The organism is Amycolatopsis sp. NPDC003676, from assembly GCF_053587275.1.
This window is the reverse complement of the sequence record NZ_JBSFNS010000002.1, coordinates 19,341-37,242: the sequence shown is the minus strand read 5'-3', so window position 1 is coordinate 37,242 and position 17,902 is coordinate 19,341. Positions and strand designations below refer to the sequence as shown.

Sequence of the window (17,902 nt, the reverse complement as noted above, 5' to 3'; positions counted from 1 at the left end):
GGGGTCAGGCGGCGTTGACCACTGCGGTCAGGCTGGCCGCGAGTACGGAACGGTCCCGTCCAGCTGTCCACTGTGTACCGCTGTCGGTGCGGTATTCCAGCAGTGTCAACGCTTCGCTGTCATTGCCGGAGCCGATGCTCGTTTGGTGCAGCGCCACGATGTCGACCTTCCGCCCGTGCGCGCCGAGCGCCGCGGTGAGCGCTTGGACCGGACCGGTTCCGGTGTGCGTGGTGGTGTGCTCGGTCCCGTCGACGCGCAGGGTGATGCTGGTGTGCTCGTCGGCCGAGTTTTCGAAGCGGGACAACGCGATCGCCGGGTTCGGCTGCAGGTAGGCGGCTTCGAAGAGTTGCCACAGTTCGGTCGCGGTCACCTCGTGGCCGGAGTCGTCGGTGTGCTCCTGGACGCGGCGCGCGAACTCGATCTGCAGCCGGCGCGGCAGCGTGATCCCGTACTCGCTTTCCAGCAGGTAGGCGATTCCGCCCTTGCCGGACTGCGAGTTCACCCGGATCACGGCGGCGTAGTCGCGACCGAGGTCGGCCGGGTCGATCGGCAGGTACGGGACGCGCCAGTCCAGCTCCCGCGCGGGCACGCCGGTTTCCGCGGCACGCGCGTGATGTTCGGCGAAACCCTTCTTGATCGCGTCCTGATGGGTGCCGCTGAACGCGGTGTGCACGAGGTCGCCGACGTACGGATGCCGCGCGTGAACCTCGATCCGGTTGCAATACTCGACGGTGCGGCGGATCTCGTCGATGTCCGAGAAGTCGATCATCGGGTCGACCCCCTGCGCGTGCAGGTTCAGCGCCAGTGTCGCCAGGTCGACATTGCCGGTGCGCTCGCCGTTGCCGAAAATGCAGCCCTCGACGCGTTCAGCCCCGGCCAGCACGGCGAGTTCGGCGCAGGCGACACCGGTGCCGCGGTCGTTGTGCGGGTGCACGGACAGGATCACCGAATCGCGGCGGGCGAGGTTGCGGTGCATGTACTCGATCTGGTCGGCGTACACATTGGGCGTCGCGATCTCGACGGTCGCCGGCAGGTTCAGGATCACCGGACGGTCCGGGCTCGCTTGCCACGTCTCGGTGACCGCGTCGCAGACCTCCAGCACGTAGTCCGGTTCGGTCAGGTTGAAGACCTCGGGGGAGAACTCGAAACGGACGTTCGGCAGGTCGCCGGCCGCGCGCAGAACGTCGCGGGCGCCGTCGAGGATCAGTTCTTTCAGCGACGCCTGATCGTGGCCGAGCACCACCGTGCGCCAGGTCGGCGCGGTGGCGGTGTACAGGTGGATGACGACGTCGTTGCGGATGCCGCGGATGGACTCCACGGTCCGCTCGATCAGATCGCGCCGCGCCGGGGTGAACACGACGATGGTGACGTCGTCCGGGGCCAGATCGGTGTCCGCCAGCAGCCGGACGAAGTCGTAGTCGGTCTGCGAGGCGGACGGATAGCCGACCTCGATTTCCTTGTACCCCATGCTGATCATCAGCTCGAAGAACCGGCGTTTGCGCGCAGGGTCCATCGGCTCGGCCAGTGCCTGGTTGCCGTCGCGCAGGTCGACCGGCACCCAGAGGGGAGCGTGCGTGATGCGGTTGCCGGGCCAGGCGCGGCCGGTGTTGGGGACGTCGACGCGCTGGTAGACGTCGCGGTAGCGGTGGGACGGCATGCGGGAGGGTCGCTGCCGGTTCCAAACGGTGTTCATCTGCGGTCCTTCGGGTAGTCGGAAGCCGACCGGCGCGCGTGCTTGCCCCACGGCGGGGGGCCGGTCCGGTCAGGCCCCGCCGTGGCGGCGAAGGAGAAGGAAGCGCGTGAACATCGAGGCGGAGCGTAGCACAACTCCTCAGACAAGTAGCGGGGTTGGGGCAGCTGGCCGCGGCGGGCGGCGCGAGCGCTTAGGATTGACCCGTGGAGCTGGAATTCGTGCGGACCTTCGTCGCCGTCGTGGACGGAGGGCAGTTCCAGGAAGCGGCCGCGGAGCTGGGGATCACGCAGCAAGCGGTGTCCAAACGCGTCGGTGCGCTGGAGCGCGAGCTGGGGGTGCAGTTGTTCACCCGCACCGCGCGCGGTGCCCGGTTGAGCAGCGACGGCGAGGCCTTTCTGCCGCACGCGCGGGTGCTGTTGGACGCGGAGAAGCGCGCGCTCGCGGCGGTACGTCCGGAGATGCGCCCGCTGCGGGTGGATGTTCTGAATCGACGGACCAAGTCGGCGCAACTGGCGCTGAGTTTCCACCGGGCGTTCCCGGAGGTGGAGCTGCAGGTGGTGACCACCGGTGCCGAGCTGAGCTTCGACGCCGCCGTCGCCGCGGTCGCGGCCGGCTCGGTCGACGCGGCATTCCGTGGGGTGCCGAAGCGCGACCTCCCGGGCGGCGTGACGAGCGGAGTGGTGGACTACGACGCGCACGAGCTGCTGGTCGGCCCGCGTCACCCGTTCGCCGACCTGCCGTCGGTGCCGATCGCGAAACTGGTCGGCCACCGGATCTGGATGCCCGGGCTGTCGGCGAGCACGGAATGGGGCGCGTACTACGCGGAGCTGTCCGAGGCGTTCGACCTGACCATCGACGTGTCCGGTCCGGTCTTCGGCAACGAGACGATGCTGGACGAACTGGCGACGTCGCCGGACCTGTCGACCTTCGTGGGCGCGGGCTCGCGCTACTTCTGGCCGGACGAGTACGACCTCCGCCGCGTACTGGTGGTCGACCCGACGCCGGTGTATCCGATGTCGCTGCTGTGGCGGCGGGAGCCAGCGCATCCGGACGTGCTGAAGCTGCGGGATTATCTGGTGGCGGGGCAGGAACCTGGGGACGGGGTTTGGCTGCCTGGCTGGGAGCAGTAGATCAGAGCGGGTGTTCGTACCAGACGTTCGGCTCGACGTACACGCCCAGATCCTGCTCCGTTGACGCCAGTACCGGTGCGATTCCGCCAGGCACGACGGTGTGTCCGTCTTCGAGGCGGACGCCGGTCCACTGCTCCCACTGCGCGAGCGTGCCGGTGACGGTCATCGCGAACGGCGCGATCTTCCGGAACTCCGCACCGAGCCGCTCGTGACTGCGCAGCCAAGGATCGGTGCCCCGGCCGAGGTAGTCCACAATGGATTCCAGAGGTGGTTTGCCGGTCGGCCGCACCGGCACGACCAGCCGGGAAAGTCCGGCCCGGCGCGCCCGGTTCTTCAGCTCGACGAGCGCCTGCGCGGCAATCCCTTGCCCGCGCGCGGATTCCGCGACGTACACCTCCAGCGCGACGAGCGTGGTCGGCTCGCGGCCGTCGAGATGGTCTTCGGCGGCCCAGACGAGGGCACCGTCCCAGCCGTGGTCAGGCAGCTCGGTTCGTTCCGCGGTCGGGAAGGCGACCGGGATCGCCGCCGCTCGCGCGACGGGAACCTCGCCATCGAGGAGGACCAGGAAGAACTCGGGCCAGTGCGCGGCGATCCGCTTCGAGCTGGCCAACCCGGCGGTGAGGCCTTGGCCGAGGAACTCCCCGCCGACGAATCCCAACTGGAGCGCGGGACCGCGCAGCTCGGGCCGAGTGGCAAGGTCTTCGATGCGAATCATGCGGTCTCCCGTCGCTGCCCGGCGCGCTTGTCCGCGAGGGACTTCTTCACGGAATCAGCGGCCGTGCGGGTCCCCCTCTCACCGACCGCAGCTCAGGAAAGCGGCACCGACCTCACCGCACCGGAAGCGCCGACCTCCGCCTCCCCAACGCGGCCGGGTCGAGATTCGCCCGGGTCCCGGCCCGGTGCCCCTCCCGATACCCCGATCCCGACAACCGTCGTGGCGCAGCCGAGCGCAGGTCTCCGTACTCGCGGTCAAAAGCCTGCTGCACCAACGCCGTCCGGTCCCGCACCACCAGTTCCGCCGACTTCCCGCCGGCGACATCGGAGTACGTCCGCGCGGCGTTCTCCTCCGCGACGCTCAGCCGCTCGTGCACCGCGCGCGCGAACCCGTGCAGCCACGTCCGCCGATAAGCCGCCAGCGATTCGCGGAACACCCGCTCCTCGGGACGCACCCGCGTGAGCTGCGTGCTCGCCTGCAGCAAAAGACTGGTGTACAGCAGTTCGACCCGCGCGAGATCGGTGCGGAAGCCGAACACGGTGACCTCTTCGACCCCTTGGCCGACTCGGTGCAGCAGGGTCCGGCAGCGCAACGGGTAGGCGATGCTGGTGAGCAGGCTGGCCTTGTCCCGGCTGTACGGATTGGCGATCGGCAGCCTCAGCACGGTGATGTCGTCGCCGCTTTGGCCGGACGCGGCCAGCATCGCGTTGTCGATCCCGTGCCGCGCGATCAGTTGCGCCGCTTTGGTGTTGTACAGCTCGGCTTCGGCGGGCGTGACGGCCGGGTCCTCGGCCTTGGCCAGCAGCTTCCGCACGCGCTCCAGCAACGTGTCGTGGTCGGGCATGACCCCCCTCTCCAGCAGGCGCGGCCCGTGCGGACCGGCATGGGGTGCACGGTAGGCGTGGGGTACGACAATATTCGATCAGATGTTCGGGAGTGACACTGGGCGCCCGGTTCGTCGCAGCCGTAGGCTCGGGACGTGTCTCCGCCCGTCACGCTGGACGTCGCGGTCGTCGGCTCGGGGCCGAACGGCCTGGCCGCGGCCGTAGTGCTCGCGCGGGCCGGGCTGTCGGTCGAGGTCTACGAGGCGGCTGCCGAGCCGGGCGGCGGGGCGCGGTCGAAGCACCTGTTCGACTCCGACGTTATCCATGACATCTGCTCGGCGGTCCATCCGATGGCTGCGGCTTCGCCGTTTCTCCGGCAGTTCGATCTCGACCTCTGCCATCCCGAAATCCCGTACGCGCAGCCGATCGACGAGAAGACCACAGCGATCGCGTACGCGGACCTCGACCGCACCTGTACGCGGCTAGGAAGCGACGGCGCGAGGTGGCGGCGCTTCATGACGCCATTGATCGAGCGCAGCGCTGAGATCACCGAAGCGCTCCTCGGCGACCTTCGCCACCCGCCGCGTCCGCGTACGGCGGCGTACATCGCGACGCGCGCTCTCGCGGCGACAGTGAGCCCGTTCAAGGGCAAGGAAGCAGCAGCGCTGATAGCGGGTATCGAGGCGCATGCGCTCGGAAAGCTGCCGTCACTCATCGGCGGCGGTATCGCGGTACTGCTGAGTCATCTCGCGCACACCACTGGCTGGCCGATTCCCCGAGGCGGTTCGCAACGCATCACTGACGCTCTTATCGCCGATATCGAGGCACACGGTGGTCGCGTACGCACCAACGCGCGCGTCAACGACGTACGCGAGTTAGCGCACGCGCGCGCCGTACTGCTGGACCTAGCGCCCAAAGGCGTACTAGACCTGGCAGGGCCGCTCCTGCCGGGGCAGTACCGCAAGGCGCTGGAGAAAGTCCGTTACGGACCTGCGGCAGCGAAGGTCGACTTCCTGGTCTCCGAAGAAATCCCCTGGCGCGAAAAGGAACTCGCCTACGCCGGGACTGTCCACATCGGAGGGACACGGGCCGAGGTGCACGCGGCGGAAAACGCGGTAGCGTCCGGGAAACGGGCGAGAGACCCGTTCGTCCTTCTCTCCCAGCCGATGGCCGCCGACCCGACCCGCGGTCTCCCCGGAAAGCAGCCGATCTGGGCCTATGCTCATGTGCCGCAAGGAGATCCGCTCGATCCGACCGCGGCGATCATCCGGCGCATCGAACGCTTCGCTCCGGGTTTCCGCGACACGATCCTCGCATCGCGCGCGATCCCGGCGAGCGAGTTCGAGGCGTACAACCCCAATTACGTCGGCGGCGACATCGCGGCCGCAGCGGTCACGATGCGCCAGGTGCTAGGGCGGCCGGTCCCGCGCTGGGATCCGTATCGGACTCCGTTGCGCGGCGTCTACCTGTGCTCGGCCGCGACGCCGCCCGGGCCGGGCGTGCACGGAATGGCCGGTCAACACGCCGCGGAACGCGTGCTGCGCAACGAATTCGGCTACCGTCCGGGCCGCACCAGGCCGGTTTCGTAAGCGATCACGACCGCTTGCGCCCGGCTGGAGATTCCGAGTTTGGGCATCAGCCGGTTGAGGTGGGTCTTCACCGTGGCCTCGCTGACCAGCAGCTGAGCCGCGATCTCGCCGTTCGGCTTCCCGGTGCCGACCAGCCGGAGCACCTCGCGTTCGCGCTCGGTCAGCCTGCTCAGCTCCGGCGCGGGCTCGGCGGGCGGAGCGCTCGTGTACGACTCGACCAGCCGCCGCGTGATCGTCGGGCCGAACAGCATGTCCCCGCGCGCGACCGCTTGGATGCCGGAGATCAGCGTCTCCGGCGGACTGTCCTTGAGCAGGAACCCGGCCGCGCCGGCTCGCAACGCGCGGTACACGTATTCGTCGAGGTCGAAGACGGTCAGGATCAGCACACGCGGGTTCTCCGGACCGGCGAGGATGCGGGCGGTGGCGGACACGCCGTCGAGGCCGGGCAGCCGGATGTCCATCAGGATCACCTCGGGCCGCAGCCGCGCCGCCTCGTGCACGGCTTCCAGCCCGTCGCGCGCTTCGCCGACCACCTCGACGCCCGGCGCGGCGTTGAGCAGCGCGACGAGGCCGGCGCGGACAAGGTCCTGATCGTCCACCACGAGCACACTGGTCACTGGGGTTCTCCGGAGGTCCGGCCTGGGTACGGGAGGGTCAGCACTACCTCGAACCCCGCCGGTTCGCGAGGCCCGATTTCGATTTCGCCACCGTACATACGCGCCCGCTCGCGCATGCCGACGAGGCCGTGACCGGCGGGATTGCCGTCGGCGCGCGGTCCGCCGCCGGAGTCGGCCACGCGCAGCCGCAGCGCGTCGGCCAGGTACTCGACGTCCAGCGAGGCGAACGAATCCGGCGCGTGCTTCAGCACGTTCGTCAAAGCTTCCTGCGCGACCCGGTACGCGCACAGCTGCTGGCCCGACGGCAACGTCCGCGGCGTTCCGGTGACCCGCAGCCGTACCGTGAGCCCGGCCTCGCGAACCCGGCTGACCAGTGCGGGAAGCTCTTCGAGACCGGGCTGCGGACGGTATTCGCCCGGTTCGTGATGCGGCGGCCGCAGGACGCTGAGCAGGCGGCGGAGTTCGTCCAGCGCCTCGGTGGTCGTGCCGGTGATCGTGTCGAGCGCGCCGCGTGCGGTGTCCGGCGCGGACTCGAAGACGTACCGCGCGAGGTTGGCCTGCACGGAGATCACCGACAGATGGTGCGAGACGACGTCGTGCAGCTCGCGGGCGATGCGCAGCCGTTCTTCCACGACCGCCAGCTCGGCGCGGTCGGCACGTTCCGCGGTCGCGTGCAGGGCGAGCCCGCGGAGATAGACCGAGTGTCCAATGAGGACGGTCGCGGACGCCTGCAAGACGGCGATCACGGTGTCGCCGATCGGGTTCGCGCTGTCGCTGACGAGCAGCGTCACCTCGAAACCGGCCATCGCGAACAGCGACGGCGGCCAGGCTTGCCGCACCGGATAGCGCGCCCAGACTGTGTAGGCGGCGATCAGCACGTCGGGACGGCCGAGCGTCGCGCGATACCCGGCCAGCGCGAACGCGCCGACGAGCACGGTGACCGCGATCAGCACGCCGATCGGGTAGCGGCGCCGGACCGCCAGCGGCACCGCGCCCGCCACCGCGAGCAGCAATCCGGGCAGCCCCGGACGGTCGCCGAGGGAGCCGTGGTGGACCGCCGCCCCGGCGAAAAGGAATAGTCCGACCGCAGCCGCCAGCAGCGAATCCGCGAGGAGCGGCCGCGCCCGCCAGATGCGCATCACGCGCCCGAAACTACCTTCCTGACCGGCGGTTTCCCAATTCTCTACCGCAGTCGCGGCAGTCCGCCTACCGCCAGGGTTTACGCGCGGATGCGGCGAGAGGTGGATTCCCGGGGGCGGATCGAGCGGTTACGGTCGGTGCTGAATGGTCATCCATTCCCGCTGCTCGGCGGAGAGCCAGGGGTGGGGAGGATTCCGGGCTCTCCGCTGAGCTTCACCCCAGATACGCGTCCAGCGTCACCGCCAATGCCGATTCCGGCGAAGGCGCGAAGCTCGCTCCCGCCAGTCCACCCCACAACCACAGTTGTGCGAGACCGTGCAACGCGCCCCACAGTGACGCCGCGACGAGCCGAGGATCTGTACCCGGACGAAGTCGGTCGTCGTCCGCTTCAGCGCGGTCGAGGCGCACTAACTCGGCGAATGTGTCGAAGACGGCACTGCTGGCCGCGACCAGCCCAGGCTCTTCTGGGTCGATGAGATCGCGACGGAACATCAGCTCGAACATGGCGGGGTTCGTAACGGCGAAGTCAACGTACGCGTGACAGGCAGCCGTGACGCGTTCGCGCGGGGTGCCGTCGGGCAACTGTGCGCCCCTCTGGAGCAGCTGTGTGAAGCCAAGCGTCGCTACGGCCGACAGCAGCTCCGCGCGTCCCGAGAAGTGGCGAAGCGGCGCACCGTGCGAGACGCCAGCCGCCTTCGCGATACCGCGCAGTGTCACGGCCTCGACGCCGGAGCCGACGAGCAAATCCGCAGCCGTGCGGATCAACCGCTGACGCGCGCTCATACCTGAGCTTCGGAGAAGGCCACGGGCAGCAGCTCCGGGCGCTTCGGCAGGAAGCCGTCGCCGGGAGACCGGCCGATGAGCCGGTTGCGCAGCCGCGTGATCCCCACCGGCAGCACTTCTTGCCACAGCCAGCGCAGGTCGGCGATCGCGGTGCTCTGGGCCGGAACGCCGGGCAACGGCTGCAGCCAGCTGCCGTCGTGCGCCACGCCGAGCCGGTCGAGCACATGACCGGCGACGCGGAGATGCCCGGCCTGCGACAGATGCAGCCGGTCCGGCCCGAAGTAGCGCGAATCGTGCGCGGCCTGGTCCGGCCACAGGTCGACGAGCTTCGCGCCGTAGCTGACGGAAGCCTCACGGATGGCGTCATTGAGCGCGGTGACCCGCGGCCGCATCCGCCCGCCGAGCGGCATGCGATGCGCGATGTCGCTCAAGGTAAAGGTGACGACGGTCGGCGCGATCTGCGTGCACTGCCGGATCGCGGTGTCCACGCGCCGCGCGACCGTGCGAGCGTCCCAGCCGCGGCTCATCACGTCGTTGCCGCCGCCGAACAACGCGATCAGATCCGGCTCATGCCGCTCGGCGGTGGGCAACTGCTCCGCGGTGATCTGGTCGAGCCGCCGCCCGCGAACGGCGAGATTGGCGTACCGGAACGAGGTCTCGTCGCGCGCGAGCCGCCCGGCGACGTAATCCGCCCAGCCGCGGTACTGGCTGTGATCCGGGTAAGGATCGTCCAGCCCCTCAGCGCAGCTGTCGCCGACGGCGACGAACGTGTGGAAACCCATTCCGCTCTCCGTAACCCCTGGTTCATCTTGTAGACACTGTCTATCAAAGTATGTAGACGGTGTCTACCCGAGGTAGGTCACGTGGGTTGTGCGCGGTGCGTGGCAGGCTCGCCGCATGCTCGATGACGTCGCGAAGGAGCACCTGCACGGCGATCTGCGAGAGCTCCGCGAGGTGCTGCTCTGGAAGCTCGACGGGCTGGGCGAGTACGAGATCCGCCGCCCGCTGACCCGGACCGGCACCAACCTTCTCGGGTTGGTCAAGCACCTGGCGCTCTGGGAATCCCGGTACCTCGGCGAGGTTTTCGACCGGCCGTTCCCCGAATCTCTGCCCCGATGGGACGACCTCGGGCAACGCGGTGCCGACCTATGGGCCGCCGAGGGCGAGGCGCGCGAGGACATCATCGATCGGTATCGGCGCGTCTGGGCGCACTCTGACACGACAATCGCGGCCCTGGCCCTTGATTCACCCGGGCACGTGCCTTGGTGGCCGCGATCCGAGGTGACGCTGTTCACCGTCCTGGTCCATCTGCTCACGGAGACCAGTCGGCACGCCGGACACGCCGACATCCTGCGCGAGCAACTGGACGGCTCGACCGGCACGGCCGCCGGTTACGTCGCCCAGGAGCGCGACGCGGAATTCTGGGCAGCCCGGCGCAGTCAAATCGAGGAAGCCGCAGCCAACGCCAAGTCCCGTTGTGATCGCCAGCCATAGCGGCGAGCGCGGCCAGGGAACGTTCGGCGACTGGCCAGGGCACCGGACCGCGGGGGCGGCACCTCGACAGCCGTCAAGTTCGTCCGGACTGGACAGTGTTGACTGAAGCTTCAGTCACGGAGGTGCGGATGGCAGGCAAACGGGATCGCATCCTGCGGGCCGCGGTGGGCATGATCGCCCGAAGCGGCGTCCGGGGGCTGCGGGTCGAGGAGGTCGCCGCGGAGGCCGGCGCGTCGACCGGGTTGATTTATTACCACTTCAAGGACCGTGCCGGGTTGCTGCGCGCCACTCTCGATCACGTCAACGACCGTGCCGAGCGTTACACCGCGCAGGAGGTGCCGGATTCGGCGGACGCGCGGGCCGTGCTGGAGCAGACGCTGCTGCTGGAACTGCAGGACACCGCCGAGGTCCGGGAGAACAGCACGGCATGGGGAGAGTTGCGGGCCAGTGCCGTCTTCGAGGACGACCTGCGGGAGCGTCTCGCCGAAGCGACCCGGCTGTGGGTCGCCGAGATCGCTGAACTGGTCGAGGCAGTGCGCTTGGCTGACGTCGTGGCGCTGGGCGGTCTCACTGATCCCGCTGACGTCGCCGAGCGGCTGACGGCGCTGGTCGAAGGGCTGTCCGAGCGCTGGCTGTCCGGGACCCTCGACCTCCAGCGGGCGCGTGCCCTCGTCCGGGGGGCCATCGTCGCCGAGCTGGGTTGATCAAATTGACTAAATTTTCAGTCAGTGTCAGAGTGAGGCTCCGCCGACCCGCTTGGAGCTCGCTCGATGACGCACGAATTCGTTTCCCGCCGCACCGCGCTCACCGCCGCGCTAGGGCTCGGCGCCGCGCTGGGCGTGGCCGCGTGCGGCACCGAAACCCCGGCTCCGGCCCCGGTCGCACCACCGTCGCCGGGCAGCAGCGGCGCGGCGTCCGCCGGCCGGGTGTTCGGGGCCGAATGGGAGAAGCACGCCCGCACCCTCATGGCCTGGCCTGCTTCGGACGGCGTCTGGGGTCCTGACCTGCCCGCGGTCCAGGCCGCCATCGCCGGGCTCGCCCGGGCCGTCGCCGGTTTCGAAAAGGTCGTCCTGCTGGCCGGTCCCGAACACCGTGCCGCCGCCCAGAGCGCGGTCGGCTCCGACGTCGAGGTGGCCGAGATCCCGGTGGACGACCTCTGGGCCCGCGACACGGCCCCGGTCTTCGTCCGGGACGCAGGAAAGCTGACCGGCGTCGATTTCGGGTTCAACGGCTGGGGCGGCAAACAGCAGCACCCCCGGGACGGCGCGGTGGCCAAGGCCGTACTGGAGAAGTATCAACTGCCTCGCATCGCGGCTCCGCTCGTCGCCGAGGGCGGCGCGCTGGAAACCGACGGCCGGGGCACGCTCCTGGTCACCGAAAGCTCGTTGGTCAATGACAATCGCAACCCGGGCAAGGACCGCGCGCGCGTCGAAGACGAACTGAAACGGACGTTGGGCGTCACCACCGTGATCTGGCTGGCCGGAGTGAAAGGCGAGGACATCACCGACGCGCATGTCGACTGTCTCGTCCGCTACGTCGCGCCCGGTGTCGTCTTGCTGGACAAGCCGTTTCCCGGTGCCCCGGCGGATGTCTGGTCGCGTGCCGCCGAACAGGCGCGCGGAGTGCTGGCCGGTGCCGCCGACGCGGCTGGCCGGAAGCTCGAAGTCGTCGACTTGCCCCAGCCCGACCCGGACCGGATCACCGGCCGGGGCGAGGCGTTCGTGTCGTCCTACGCCAATTTCTACGTCGCCAATGGCGCGGTGTTCCTGCCGAAATTCGGCGACGAGGCCGCCGATGACCGGGCGCGCGGCATCCTGGCCGAGCACTTCCCCGGCCGGGAGGCCGTCCTGGTCCCGATCGACGCGATCGCCGCTGGGGGCGGCGGGATTCACTGCTCGACCCACGACATGCCCGGCTAGCGCCGCGGAGATCGCGGGCACGCGAAGGAGTCGGCCGGACGCTCGGCGCTCAAGCGTTTTTGTCGGTGCCTTGCGCCACTATGGCGGAGTGACCGCATGGAGAGATCAACTCAGCACCCTCGCTCAAGACCGGCTGCCCGCTGAGGTGGCGGCTAAATGGATCGAGCTGTTCCAACCCGGGATCCGGCTTACCGCCAAGGGCACCGGGCCGCGCGTGGGGCAGCTTGGCGGAAATCCGGCGCTGCCGGATGCGGTGGAATGGCCGATCTGGGAGGAGAAGGGGCCGCTCACGTTCGTCGCCGCGGTGGATTGTGCGGCGCTGCCGCGGGAGTTCTTGACCATTCCGTTGCCGGAGACGGGGACGCTGCTGTTCTTCGCGTTCGACGGACGCTACGAACCCGATCACTACCGGCACATTCTGCCCACCGATGCCGACGGCTATCGAGTGGTCTTCGTGCCCGCGGGCACCCCGGTCGCCGAGCGAACGCCTCCGGCCGACCTCGAGCCCTACCCGCAGCGTGACGTTTTCGCGGAGATCGTGGCCACTGCCCCGGAAAGCGAGCACATCCTGCTGGACCAGACCACGACCGCGAGCGGAGTGTCCCTGGCTGAAGCTGTCGAGGCAGGCCCCGAACCTGAGCGGATCGGTGCCCTGGTGTTCGGAAACCTCACCTGGGAGGTCAACGAAGGCACGCCGCAACATCAGATCGGTGGCTTCGCCACACCGGTCCAGGACGCCGTGGAGAACGAGATCGCGGCGGAGGTGCTGGAAGGCGGGTGGCAAGATCCGCGGCTCAAGGAGGAAGCGGCCCGCTGGGTGCTGCTCGCGCAGTTCGACAGCGACAACGAAACCGACATGATGTGGGGCGACGTCGGGATGGTGTACTGGCTCATCCGAGCCGACGATCTTAAAGAAGGCCGGTTCGAGGCCGCCCGCTGCTTGATGCAGTGCGGCTGACGATCAGCCCGAACGGAAGCGGACCATGAAGATCTTGGTGGTGGGCGGCAGCGGCCTGCTAGGGCAGCACGTCCTCGACGAACTGCGGAAACGCGGGCACGAAACGACCGCCGTCGCGCGTACGGCACGTGAGGGAGTCGACCGGACGCTCGACGTCTCGACTGCTTCGCACGACGAACTGCGCGAAGCGCTCGACGGACACGACGGCGTTGTCTTCGCTGGCGGTATGGACGATCGAGCGGTCGGACGCGGGCCGGTCGAGCCTCGGCTGCGCGCGGGCAACGTCGCACCTGTCGCCGCGTTGTTGCGCGCGGCGCGCGAAGCAGGCTGTACGCGGGCGGCGGTGCTGGGGTCGTATTACACGTACTTCGACCGCGTACGCCCGGAGTGGGGGTTGGCCGCGAAGCATCCGTACGTGCGCAGTCGGCTGGAGCAGGCCCGAGTCGCACGCGAGACAGCGGGGCCGGGGTTGCCGGTGGCGGTGATCGAAGTGCCGTTTGTCTTTGGTGTCGCGGAGGATCGGGTGCCGCAGTGGTCGGTGCCGATCGTGAAGTGGGTCCACTCCACCTCGCCGCTTTTCGCGCCTCCCGGCGGGACTGCGGCGACGAGTGCGCGTGGAGTCGGGGTGGCGACGGTGGATGCGCTGGAGGCGGCGTCCGGCGCGGATGTCCCGGTGGCGGAGGAAAATCTGCAGTGGACGGACATGTTCGCCCGGCTGGCCGCGGCGGCGGGACGGCCACGCCGGGTGCGGTCGATGCCGTCCTGGCCGGTGCGCGGTGCGTTCAAGCTCGGCGGATTTCTCAACGGGCTGAGCGGGAAGCAGCCGGGGTTGACGGTGCAGCACATGGACGGATTGTTGTTGCGGGAGTTGTATTTGGAGCTGAACTATCCGGCTCCTGTGGACGACGCGATCCGGGAGACTGCTGCTGCGCGGTAAGAATCAGCCCAGCCGGGCGCGGTGAGTCCGCACTGCGGCCAACCGCGGATCCGACGGAGAGAGCACGGCGGACAACGCGTCCAGAATAGCCAGATCGTCCGCGCCACAGGAGGTTTCCCAGAACGACCACAACGTATCCGCATCCCCGCTGTTCAACGCCAGCTGCCGGACCTGCGCGCTGATCGACTCGCGTTCCTCCAGGATCGCGGGCGATTCCGACTCGGCCAGCAACGGACCCTGGAACGACCGGACCGCCGCGGCGGCGTCTCCGGCGCGCAGGGCGGCTTTGGTGCGCAGGAAGTCCGCGTCCACGGTGGCCGCGAGACGGTACGGGCGCGTCTGCAACACCCCAGTGCCGAGCTGGGTGCGCAACCGGTGGATCTCGGCGCGCACGGTCACCGGATTGCCAGCCTCACCGTACAGTTGCAGCGCCAGCTTTTCCGCCGACAAGCCGCGCGGCTGAAGCGCGAGCAAGGTGAGCAGTTCGGCGTGCCGCAAGGTGAACGGGATGTCTCGACCGTCCACAGTGGTCGATCCGGGACCGTCGGTGAGGTATTCGAGCGACAACCGGCGGCGGGTCGCGGAGCCGGACGTGGCGATCCGCAGCAGGTAGCCCTCGTCCAGCGGGTCGACGGTGGCGATCCGGCCGTCCGGCAGCGTCACTGTGCCGCCGCCTTTTCGTACCTCCACAGTGGACGGAAGGGTGCACGATTCCGCCGCCAGCACCCGTCCGCCTGCCGAAAGAAGCGCGCCGGGGCGGCCGCGCAGTGACGCCAGGTGTGGCATGTTCGCCCGCCGCACCTTCTCGTCGCGGACCGCCAAATCCGCCCGCAGCCGTCCCTCGGCCAGCTGAGCCGTGGCCGTGACCAGCGACAACATCGCCGGATGCACGGTGCGGAGCGGACCGCTGACGTCGATCGAACCGAGCAGCGCGCCGGTGTCCGGGTCGCGTACGGGGGCCGCGGCGCAGGTCCACGTGTGATAGCGGCGGACGAGGTGCTCGGCCGAATAGATCTGCACCGGCTGGCCGGTCGCGAGCGTCGTGCCCATCGCGTTCGTGCCGATCGCCTCTTCGCTCCACCGCGTGCCCTCGGTGAGCGCGACCTGGTCCGCGCGCAGCAGCACGCCGGTCGCGCCCTCGCGCCACAGGATCAAGCCGTTCGCGTCGGTCACGATCATCATGTGCTCGGCGTCATCGGCGATGCTCACCAGCATCTCGCGCAACAGCGGCAGCACCGGGGCCAGCGGATGCTCCGCGCGCAGGTCGGTGAGTTCGTCCGCCTCGAAGATCAGCGGGGCCTCGCCCGCGTCCGGGTCGACGTGCGCGGCCAGCGAGCGCTCCCACGACGCCGACACCACCGAGCGGGGCGAACGTGGCGCGGTGGATCCGGACAGGACCGCCTCACGGACATGCCGCAGGAGCCGCGCGTACGACTCCGGATCGCGCAGCAGGTCGGGTTCGGGCAGCTCCGCCACGTGGTTGAGAGTAGAGACCCTGGTCACAAGGCTGCAACGTTGGCGCAACGTTGCCCGGCCTACGGTCGCCGCCGACCGTCACCGACCAGCAACGAGGCAGGGCAAGATGGCCGTATACGCCGCACCGAACACCGACGGCGCCGTCGTCGACTACGAGACCCGCTACGACCACTACATCGGCGGCGAATACGTCGCGCCGGAGGGCGGGCAGTACTTCGAGAACCCGACGCCGGTGACCGGGAAGACCTTCACCGAGATCGCCCGCGGCACGGCGGCCGACATCGACCGGGCGCTCGACGCGGCCGAGGGCGCCGCACCCGCGTGGGGCCGGACCTCGACCGAAGAACGCGCGAACATCCTGCTCAAGATCGCCGACCGGATGGAGCAGAACCTCGAGCGGATCGCGGTCGCCGAGGCCTGGGAGAACGGCAAGCCGGTCCGCGAAACCCTCGCCGCCGACATCCCGCTCGCCATCGACCACTTCCGCTACTTCGCCGGCGCGCTGCGAGCCCAGGAAGGCGGCATCTCGCAGATCGACGACAACACCGTCGCCTACCACTTCCACGAGCCGCTCGGCGTCGTCGGCCAGATCATCCCGTGGAACTTCCCGCTGCTGATGGCGGTCTGGAAGCTCGCCCCGGCGCTGGCCGCGGGCAACGCGATCGTGCTCAAGCCCGCCGAGCAGACCCCGGCGTCGATCCACCTGCTGATGTCGATCATCGGCGACCTGATCCCGCCGGGCGTGCTGAACATCGTCAACGGATTCGGCGTCGAGGCGGGCAAACCGCTCGCGTCGAGCAACCGCGTGCGCAAGGTCGCGTTCACCGGCGAGACGACGACCGGGCGGCTGATCCTGCAGTACGCCAGCGAAAACATCATCCCGGTGACCGTCGAACTGGGCGGCAAGAGCCCGAACATCTTCTTCGACGACGTCGCCGCGGCCAACGACGCGTTCTACGACAAGGCACAGGAGGGCTTCGCGCTCTTCGCGCTGAACCAGGGCGAGGTCTGCACCTGCCCGTCGCGCGCGCTGATCCAGTCCGGCATCTACGACCGGTTCCTCGGCGACGCGGTCGAGCGCGTGAAGAAGATCAAGCAGGGCAACCCGCTCGACACCGAGACGATGATCGGCGCGCAGGCCTCGAACGATCAGCTCGAGAAAATCCTGTCCTACATCGACATCGGCAAGCAGGAGGGCGCGAAGGTCCTCACCGGCGGCGAGCAGTCCGACCTCGGCGGCGACCTCTCCGGCGGCTACTACGTGCAGCCGACGGTGTTCGAGGGCGACAACAAGATGCGCATCTTCCAGGAGGAGATCTTCGGCCCGGTGGTGTCCGTGGCGAAGTTCGACGACTACGACGACGCGCTCAAGATCGCCAACGACACCCTGTACGGCCTCGGCGCCGGCGTCTGGTCGCGCGACGGGAACACCGCCTACCGGGCGGGCCGCGACATCCAGGCCGGTCGCGTGTGGGTGAACAACTACCACGCCTACCCCGCGCACGCGGCCTTCGGCGGCTACAAGGCGTCCGGCATCGGCCGCGAGAACCACAAGATGATGCTGGACCACTACCAGCAGACGAAGAACCTCCTGGTCTCCTACTCCGACCAGGCACTGGGCTTCTTCTGATGCCGCAACGGGTGGACCTGACCCCAGCCGCCGCCGACCTCCTGCGGCGGCTGGTGCCAGTCCACGGACCGGTGATGTTCCACCAGTCCGGCGGATGCTGCGACGGCAGCGCCCCGATGTGCTACCCGGCGGGCGAATTCCGGGTCGGCTCGCACGATGTGCACCTGGGCGACCTGACGGTGGACGGCATCGACGCGGTGCCGGTGTGGATGTCCGGGCCGCAGTTCGAGTACTGGCGGCATACGCATCTGACCATCGATGTGGTGCCTGGGCGGGGGAGCGGATTCTCGCTGGAGGCGCCGGAAGGGGTGCGGTTTCTGATCCGCTCCCGACTGCTCAGTGACGAGGAGTCGGCGGAGCTGAACGGTTGATCGCGGTGCCCGGTGCACGTTTCTCGCGCACCGGGCACCGCTTCGCTGACCGCTGTACGGCCGAAAACCCTTGGTGCGCCTGGTCATTGCCTTGCTAGGTTCTTCTTATGTTTTCGCGGATGTTCGCGGTGCTTGCCGCACTCGGTGCCGCGGTCACGGTGGCCGGATGCAGCAGCCCGCCGGATCCGCGGGCGTACCCGGGCAGCGAGGACGGCGTCAGCTGGGAAGAAGCCTCGGCCAGGTTCCAGATGACGCTGCCGTCCTGTCCGGTCAAGGATTTTCATTTCGACGTCCAGCCCAGGCTCACTGAACGGCTCGCCTTCGCCTTCGTCGCGCCGAAGTCGTGTGTGGACGATTACCTTCGGAAGTACGGTGCGGACCCGGCCGAACCGAGTCTCCGTTGGCCGATCGACAAGTTCGGCCCGCCGTTCGACGCGGACGAGATGCGGCAGTTCGGCTGGACCTACGATCCCAAGGCGAAGGCCGACCTTTACACCCACCTCGAGACGCCGTACCACGCGACGTTCGATGCGTTCGTCAAGCCCGGCACTGAGGAGACGGTCTACGTGCGGAGCGTTACCCCTGGTTTCCCCGACCCGTCCAAGTAACCCGGCCCGCTTGCTAGG

The 17,902-nt window shown here is 68.9% G+C and carries 18 protein-coding genes; 10 read left to right on the top strand and 8 right to left on the bottom strand.

Translation table 11 applies throughout. The annotated features are described in order from the left end of the window. Positions 1–4 precede the first annotated feature (4 nt). Positions 5–1,693 carry a 2-isopropylmalate synthase gene (locus ACWDNU_RS01295; RefSeq protein ID WP_449667238.1) on the bottom strand — a complete coding sequence of 563 codons (1,689 nt, stop codon included), beginning with the start codon at positions 1,691–1,693 and terminating at the stop codon, positions 5–7. Positions 1,694–1,896: 203 nt separating this feature from the next. Here ACWDNU_RS01295 and ACWDNU_RS01290 point away from each other — a divergent pair, with 203 nt between their 5' ends. Further along, positions 1,897–2,823: a LysR family transcriptional regulator gene (locus ACWDNU_RS01290; protein WP_370934005.1), complete on the top strand. Its 927-nt coding sequence runs from the start codon at positions 1,897–1,899 to the stop codon at positions 2,821–2,823. 1 nt (position 2,824) lies between these two features. Here ACWDNU_RS01290 and ACWDNU_RS01285 read toward each other — a convergent pair whose 3' ends face one another. Both ACWDNU_RS01285 and ACWDNU_RS01280 read right to left on the bottom strand, forming a co-directional pair. Further along, complete coding sequence (locus ACWDNU_RS01285) at positions 2,825–3,538, bottom strand: GNAT family N-acetyltransferase (RefSeq protein WP_449667237.1); 714 nt, start codon at positions 3,536–3,538, stop codon at positions 2,825–2,827. 112 nt (positions 3,539–3,650) lie between these two features. Next, the gene (locus ACWDNU_RS01280) at positions 3,651–4,382 is read right to left on the bottom strand and encodes a DUF2786 domain-containing protein (RefSeq protein WP_370934007.1); all 732 of its coding nucleotides are present in this window, start codon (positions 4,380–4,382) and stop codon (positions 3,651–3,653) included. Between the two features lie 135 nt (positions 4,383–4,517). Between ACWDNU_RS01280 and ACWDNU_RS01275 the strand changes: the two genes are divergently transcribed. Continuing rightward, a complete protein-coding gene (locus tag ACWDNU_RS01275) occupies positions 4,518–5,951 on the top strand; it encodes a phytoene desaturase family protein (RefSeq protein WP_449667236.1) in 1,434 nt (477 codons plus the stop codon). On the opposite strand, the gene ACWDNU_RS01270 is transcribed toward ACWDNU_RS01275, so the two are convergent. The 4 genes from ACWDNU_RS01270 to ACWDNU_RS01255 form a co-directional block, all read right to left on the bottom strand. Further along, the gene (locus ACWDNU_RS01270) at positions 5,918–6,568 is read right to left on the bottom strand and encodes a response regulator (protein ID WP_370934009.1); all 651 of its coding nucleotides are present in this window, start codon (positions 6,566–6,568) and stop codon (positions 5,918–5,920) included. The two genes, ACWDNU_RS01275 and ACWDNU_RS01270, sit on opposite strands and share 34 nt — an antisense overlap. Further along, positions 6,565–7,707: a sensor histidine kinase gene (locus ACWDNU_RS01265; RefSeq protein ID WP_449667379.1), complete on the bottom strand. Its 1,143-nt coding sequence runs from the start codon at positions 7,705–7,707 to the stop codon at positions 6,565–6,567. The genes ACWDNU_RS01270 and ACWDNU_RS01265 overlap by 4 nt, the downstream gene beginning before the upstream one ends. Positions 7,708–7,921: 214 nt before the next feature. Then, positions 7,922–8,491: a TetR/AcrR family transcriptional regulator gene (locus tag ACWDNU_RS01260; protein ID WP_370934010.1), complete on the bottom strand. Its 570-nt coding sequence runs from the start codon at positions 8,489–8,491 to the stop codon at positions 7,922–7,924. After that, on the bottom strand, positions 8,488–9,273 hold the full coding sequence (locus ACWDNU_RS01255; protein WP_370934011.1) for an SGNH/GDSL hydrolase family protein: 786 nt from the start codon (positions 9,271–9,273) through the stop codon (positions 8,488–8,490). The genes ACWDNU_RS01260 and ACWDNU_RS01255 overlap by 4 nt, the downstream gene beginning before the upstream one ends. 115 nt (positions 9,274–9,388) lie before the next feature. Here ACWDNU_RS01255 and ACWDNU_RS01250 point away from each other — a divergent pair, with 115 nt between their 5' ends. The 5 genes from ACWDNU_RS01250 to ACWDNU_RS01230 all read left to right on the top strand — a co-directional run bounded on the left by ACWDNU_RS01250 (position 9,389) and on the right by ACWDNU_RS01230 (position 13,799). Beyond that, the gene (locus ACWDNU_RS01250; protein ID WP_449667235.1) at positions 9,389–9,985 is read left to right on the top strand and encodes a DinB family protein; all 597 of its coding nucleotides are present in this window, start codon (positions 9,389–9,391) and stop codon (positions 9,983–9,985) included. A 128-nt stretch (positions 9,986–10,113) separates the two neighbouring features. After that, the gene (locus tag ACWDNU_RS01245) at positions 10,114–10,689 is read left to right on the top strand and encodes a TetR/AcrR family transcriptional regulator (protein ID WP_449667234.1); all 576 of its coding nucleotides are present in this window, start codon (positions 10,114–10,116) and stop codon (positions 10,687–10,689) included. A gap of 66 nt (positions 10,690–10,755) precedes the next feature. Continuing rightward, on the top strand, positions 10,756–11,904 hold the full coding sequence (locus tag ACWDNU_RS01240; protein ID WP_449667233.1) for an agmatine deiminase family protein: 1,149 nt from the start codon (positions 10,756–10,758) through the stop codon (positions 11,902–11,904). Between the two features lie 88 nt (positions 11,905–11,992). After that, positions 11,993–12,862, top strand: coding sequence for a YwqG family protein (locus ACWDNU_RS01235; protein ID WP_449667232.1), 870 nt, complete (start codon positions 11,993–11,995; stop codon positions 12,860–12,862). Between the two features lie 25 nt (positions 12,863–12,887). Further along, on the top strand, positions 12,888–13,799 hold the full coding sequence (locus tag ACWDNU_RS01230) for an NAD-dependent epimerase/dehydratase family protein (RefSeq protein WP_449667231.1): 912 nt from the start codon (positions 12,888–12,890) through the stop codon (positions 13,797–13,799). Positions 13,800–13,802: 3 nt separating this feature from the next. On the opposite strand, the gene ACWDNU_RS01225 is transcribed toward ACWDNU_RS01230, so the two are convergent. Beyond that, entirely contained in the window at positions 13,803–15,275 is a 1,473-nt protein-coding gene (locus tag ACWDNU_RS01225; protein ID WP_449667230.1) for a GAF domain-containing protein, read from the bottom strand. Between the two features lie 106 nt (positions 15,276–15,381). Between ACWDNU_RS01225 and adh the strand changes: the two genes are divergently transcribed. The 3 genes from adh to ACWDNU_RS01210 all read left to right on the top strand — a co-directional run bounded on the left by adh (position 15,382) and on the right by ACWDNU_RS01210 (position 17,884). Then, complete coding sequence (gene adh, locus ACWDNU_RS01220) at positions 15,382–16,905, top strand: aldehyde dehydrogenase (protein ID WP_449667229.1); 1,524 nt, start codon at positions 15,382–15,384, stop codon at positions 16,903–16,905. Beyond that, positions 16,905–17,276 carry a DUF779 domain-containing protein gene (locus ACWDNU_RS01215; protein ID WP_449667228.1) on the top strand — a complete coding sequence of 124 codons (372 nt, stop codon included), beginning with the start codon at positions 16,905–16,907 and terminating at the stop codon, positions 17,274–17,276. Before adh ends, ACWDNU_RS01215 begins: the two co-directional genes overlap by 1 nt. Before the next feature lie 119 nt (positions 17,277–17,395). After that, positions 17,396–17,884, top strand: a complete 489-nt coding sequence (locus ACWDNU_RS01210) for a hypothetical protein (RefSeq protein ID WP_449667227.1) — start codon at positions 17,396–17,398, stop codon at positions 17,882–17,884. The last annotated feature ends 18 nt before the right edge of the window (positions 17,885–17,902 follow it).

Bases quoted from the DNA above. Each gene is read 5' to 3' on its own strand.
- ACWDNU_RS01230 (WP_449667231.1), top strand. From the start codon at position 12,888: ATGAAGATCTTGGTGGTGGGCGGCAGCGGCCTGCTAGGGCAGCACGTC.
- ACWDNU_RS01265 (WP_449667379.1), bottom strand. From the start codon at position 7,707: ATGCGCATCTGGCGGGCGCGGCCGCTCCTCGCGGATTCGCTGCTGGCG.
- ACWDNU_RS01240 (WP_449667233.1), top strand. From the start codon at position 10,756: ATGACGCACGAATTCGTTTCCCGCCGCACCGCGCTCACCGCCGCGCTA.
- ACWDNU_RS01280 (WP_370934007.1), bottom strand. From the start codon at position 4,382: ATGCCCGACCACGACACGTTGCTGGAGCGCGTGCGGAAGCTGCTGGCC.
- ACWDNU_RS01250 (WP_449667235.1), top strand. From the start codon at position 9,389: ATGCTCGATGACGTCGCGAAGGAGCACCTGCACGGCGATCTGCGAGAG.
- ACWDNU_RS01295 (WP_449667238.1), bottom strand. From the start codon at position 1,693: ATGAACACCGTTTGGAACCGGCAGCGACCCTCCCGCATGCCGTCCCAC.
- ACWDNU_RS01210 (WP_449667227.1), top strand. From the start codon at position 17,396: ATGTTCGCGGTGCTTGCCGCACTCGGTGCCGCGGTCACGGTGGCCGGA.
- ACWDNU_RS01255 (WP_370934011.1), bottom strand. From the start codon at position 9,273: ATGGGTTTCCACACGTTCGTCGCCGTCGGCGACAGCTGCGCTGAGGGG.
- ACWDNU_RS01215 (WP_449667228.1), top strand. From the start codon at position 16,905: ATGCCGCAACGGGTGGACCTGACCCCAGCCGCCGCCGACCTCCTGCGG.
- ACWDNU_RS01285 (WP_449667237.1), bottom strand. From the start codon at position 3,538: ATGATTCGCATCGAAGACCTTGCCACTCGGCCCGAGCTGCGCGGTCCC.
- ACWDNU_RS01260 (WP_370934010.1), bottom strand. From the start codon at position 8,491: ATGAGCGCGCGTCAGCGGTTGATCCGCACGGCTGCGGATTTGCTCGTC.
- adh (WP_449667229.1), top strand. From the start codon at position 15,382: ATGGCCGTATACGCCGCACCGAACACCGACGGCGCCGTCGTCGACTAC.
- ACWDNU_RS01245 (WP_449667234.1), top strand. From the start codon at position 10,114: ATGGCAGGCAAACGGGATCGCATCCTGCGGGCCGCGGTGGGCATGATC.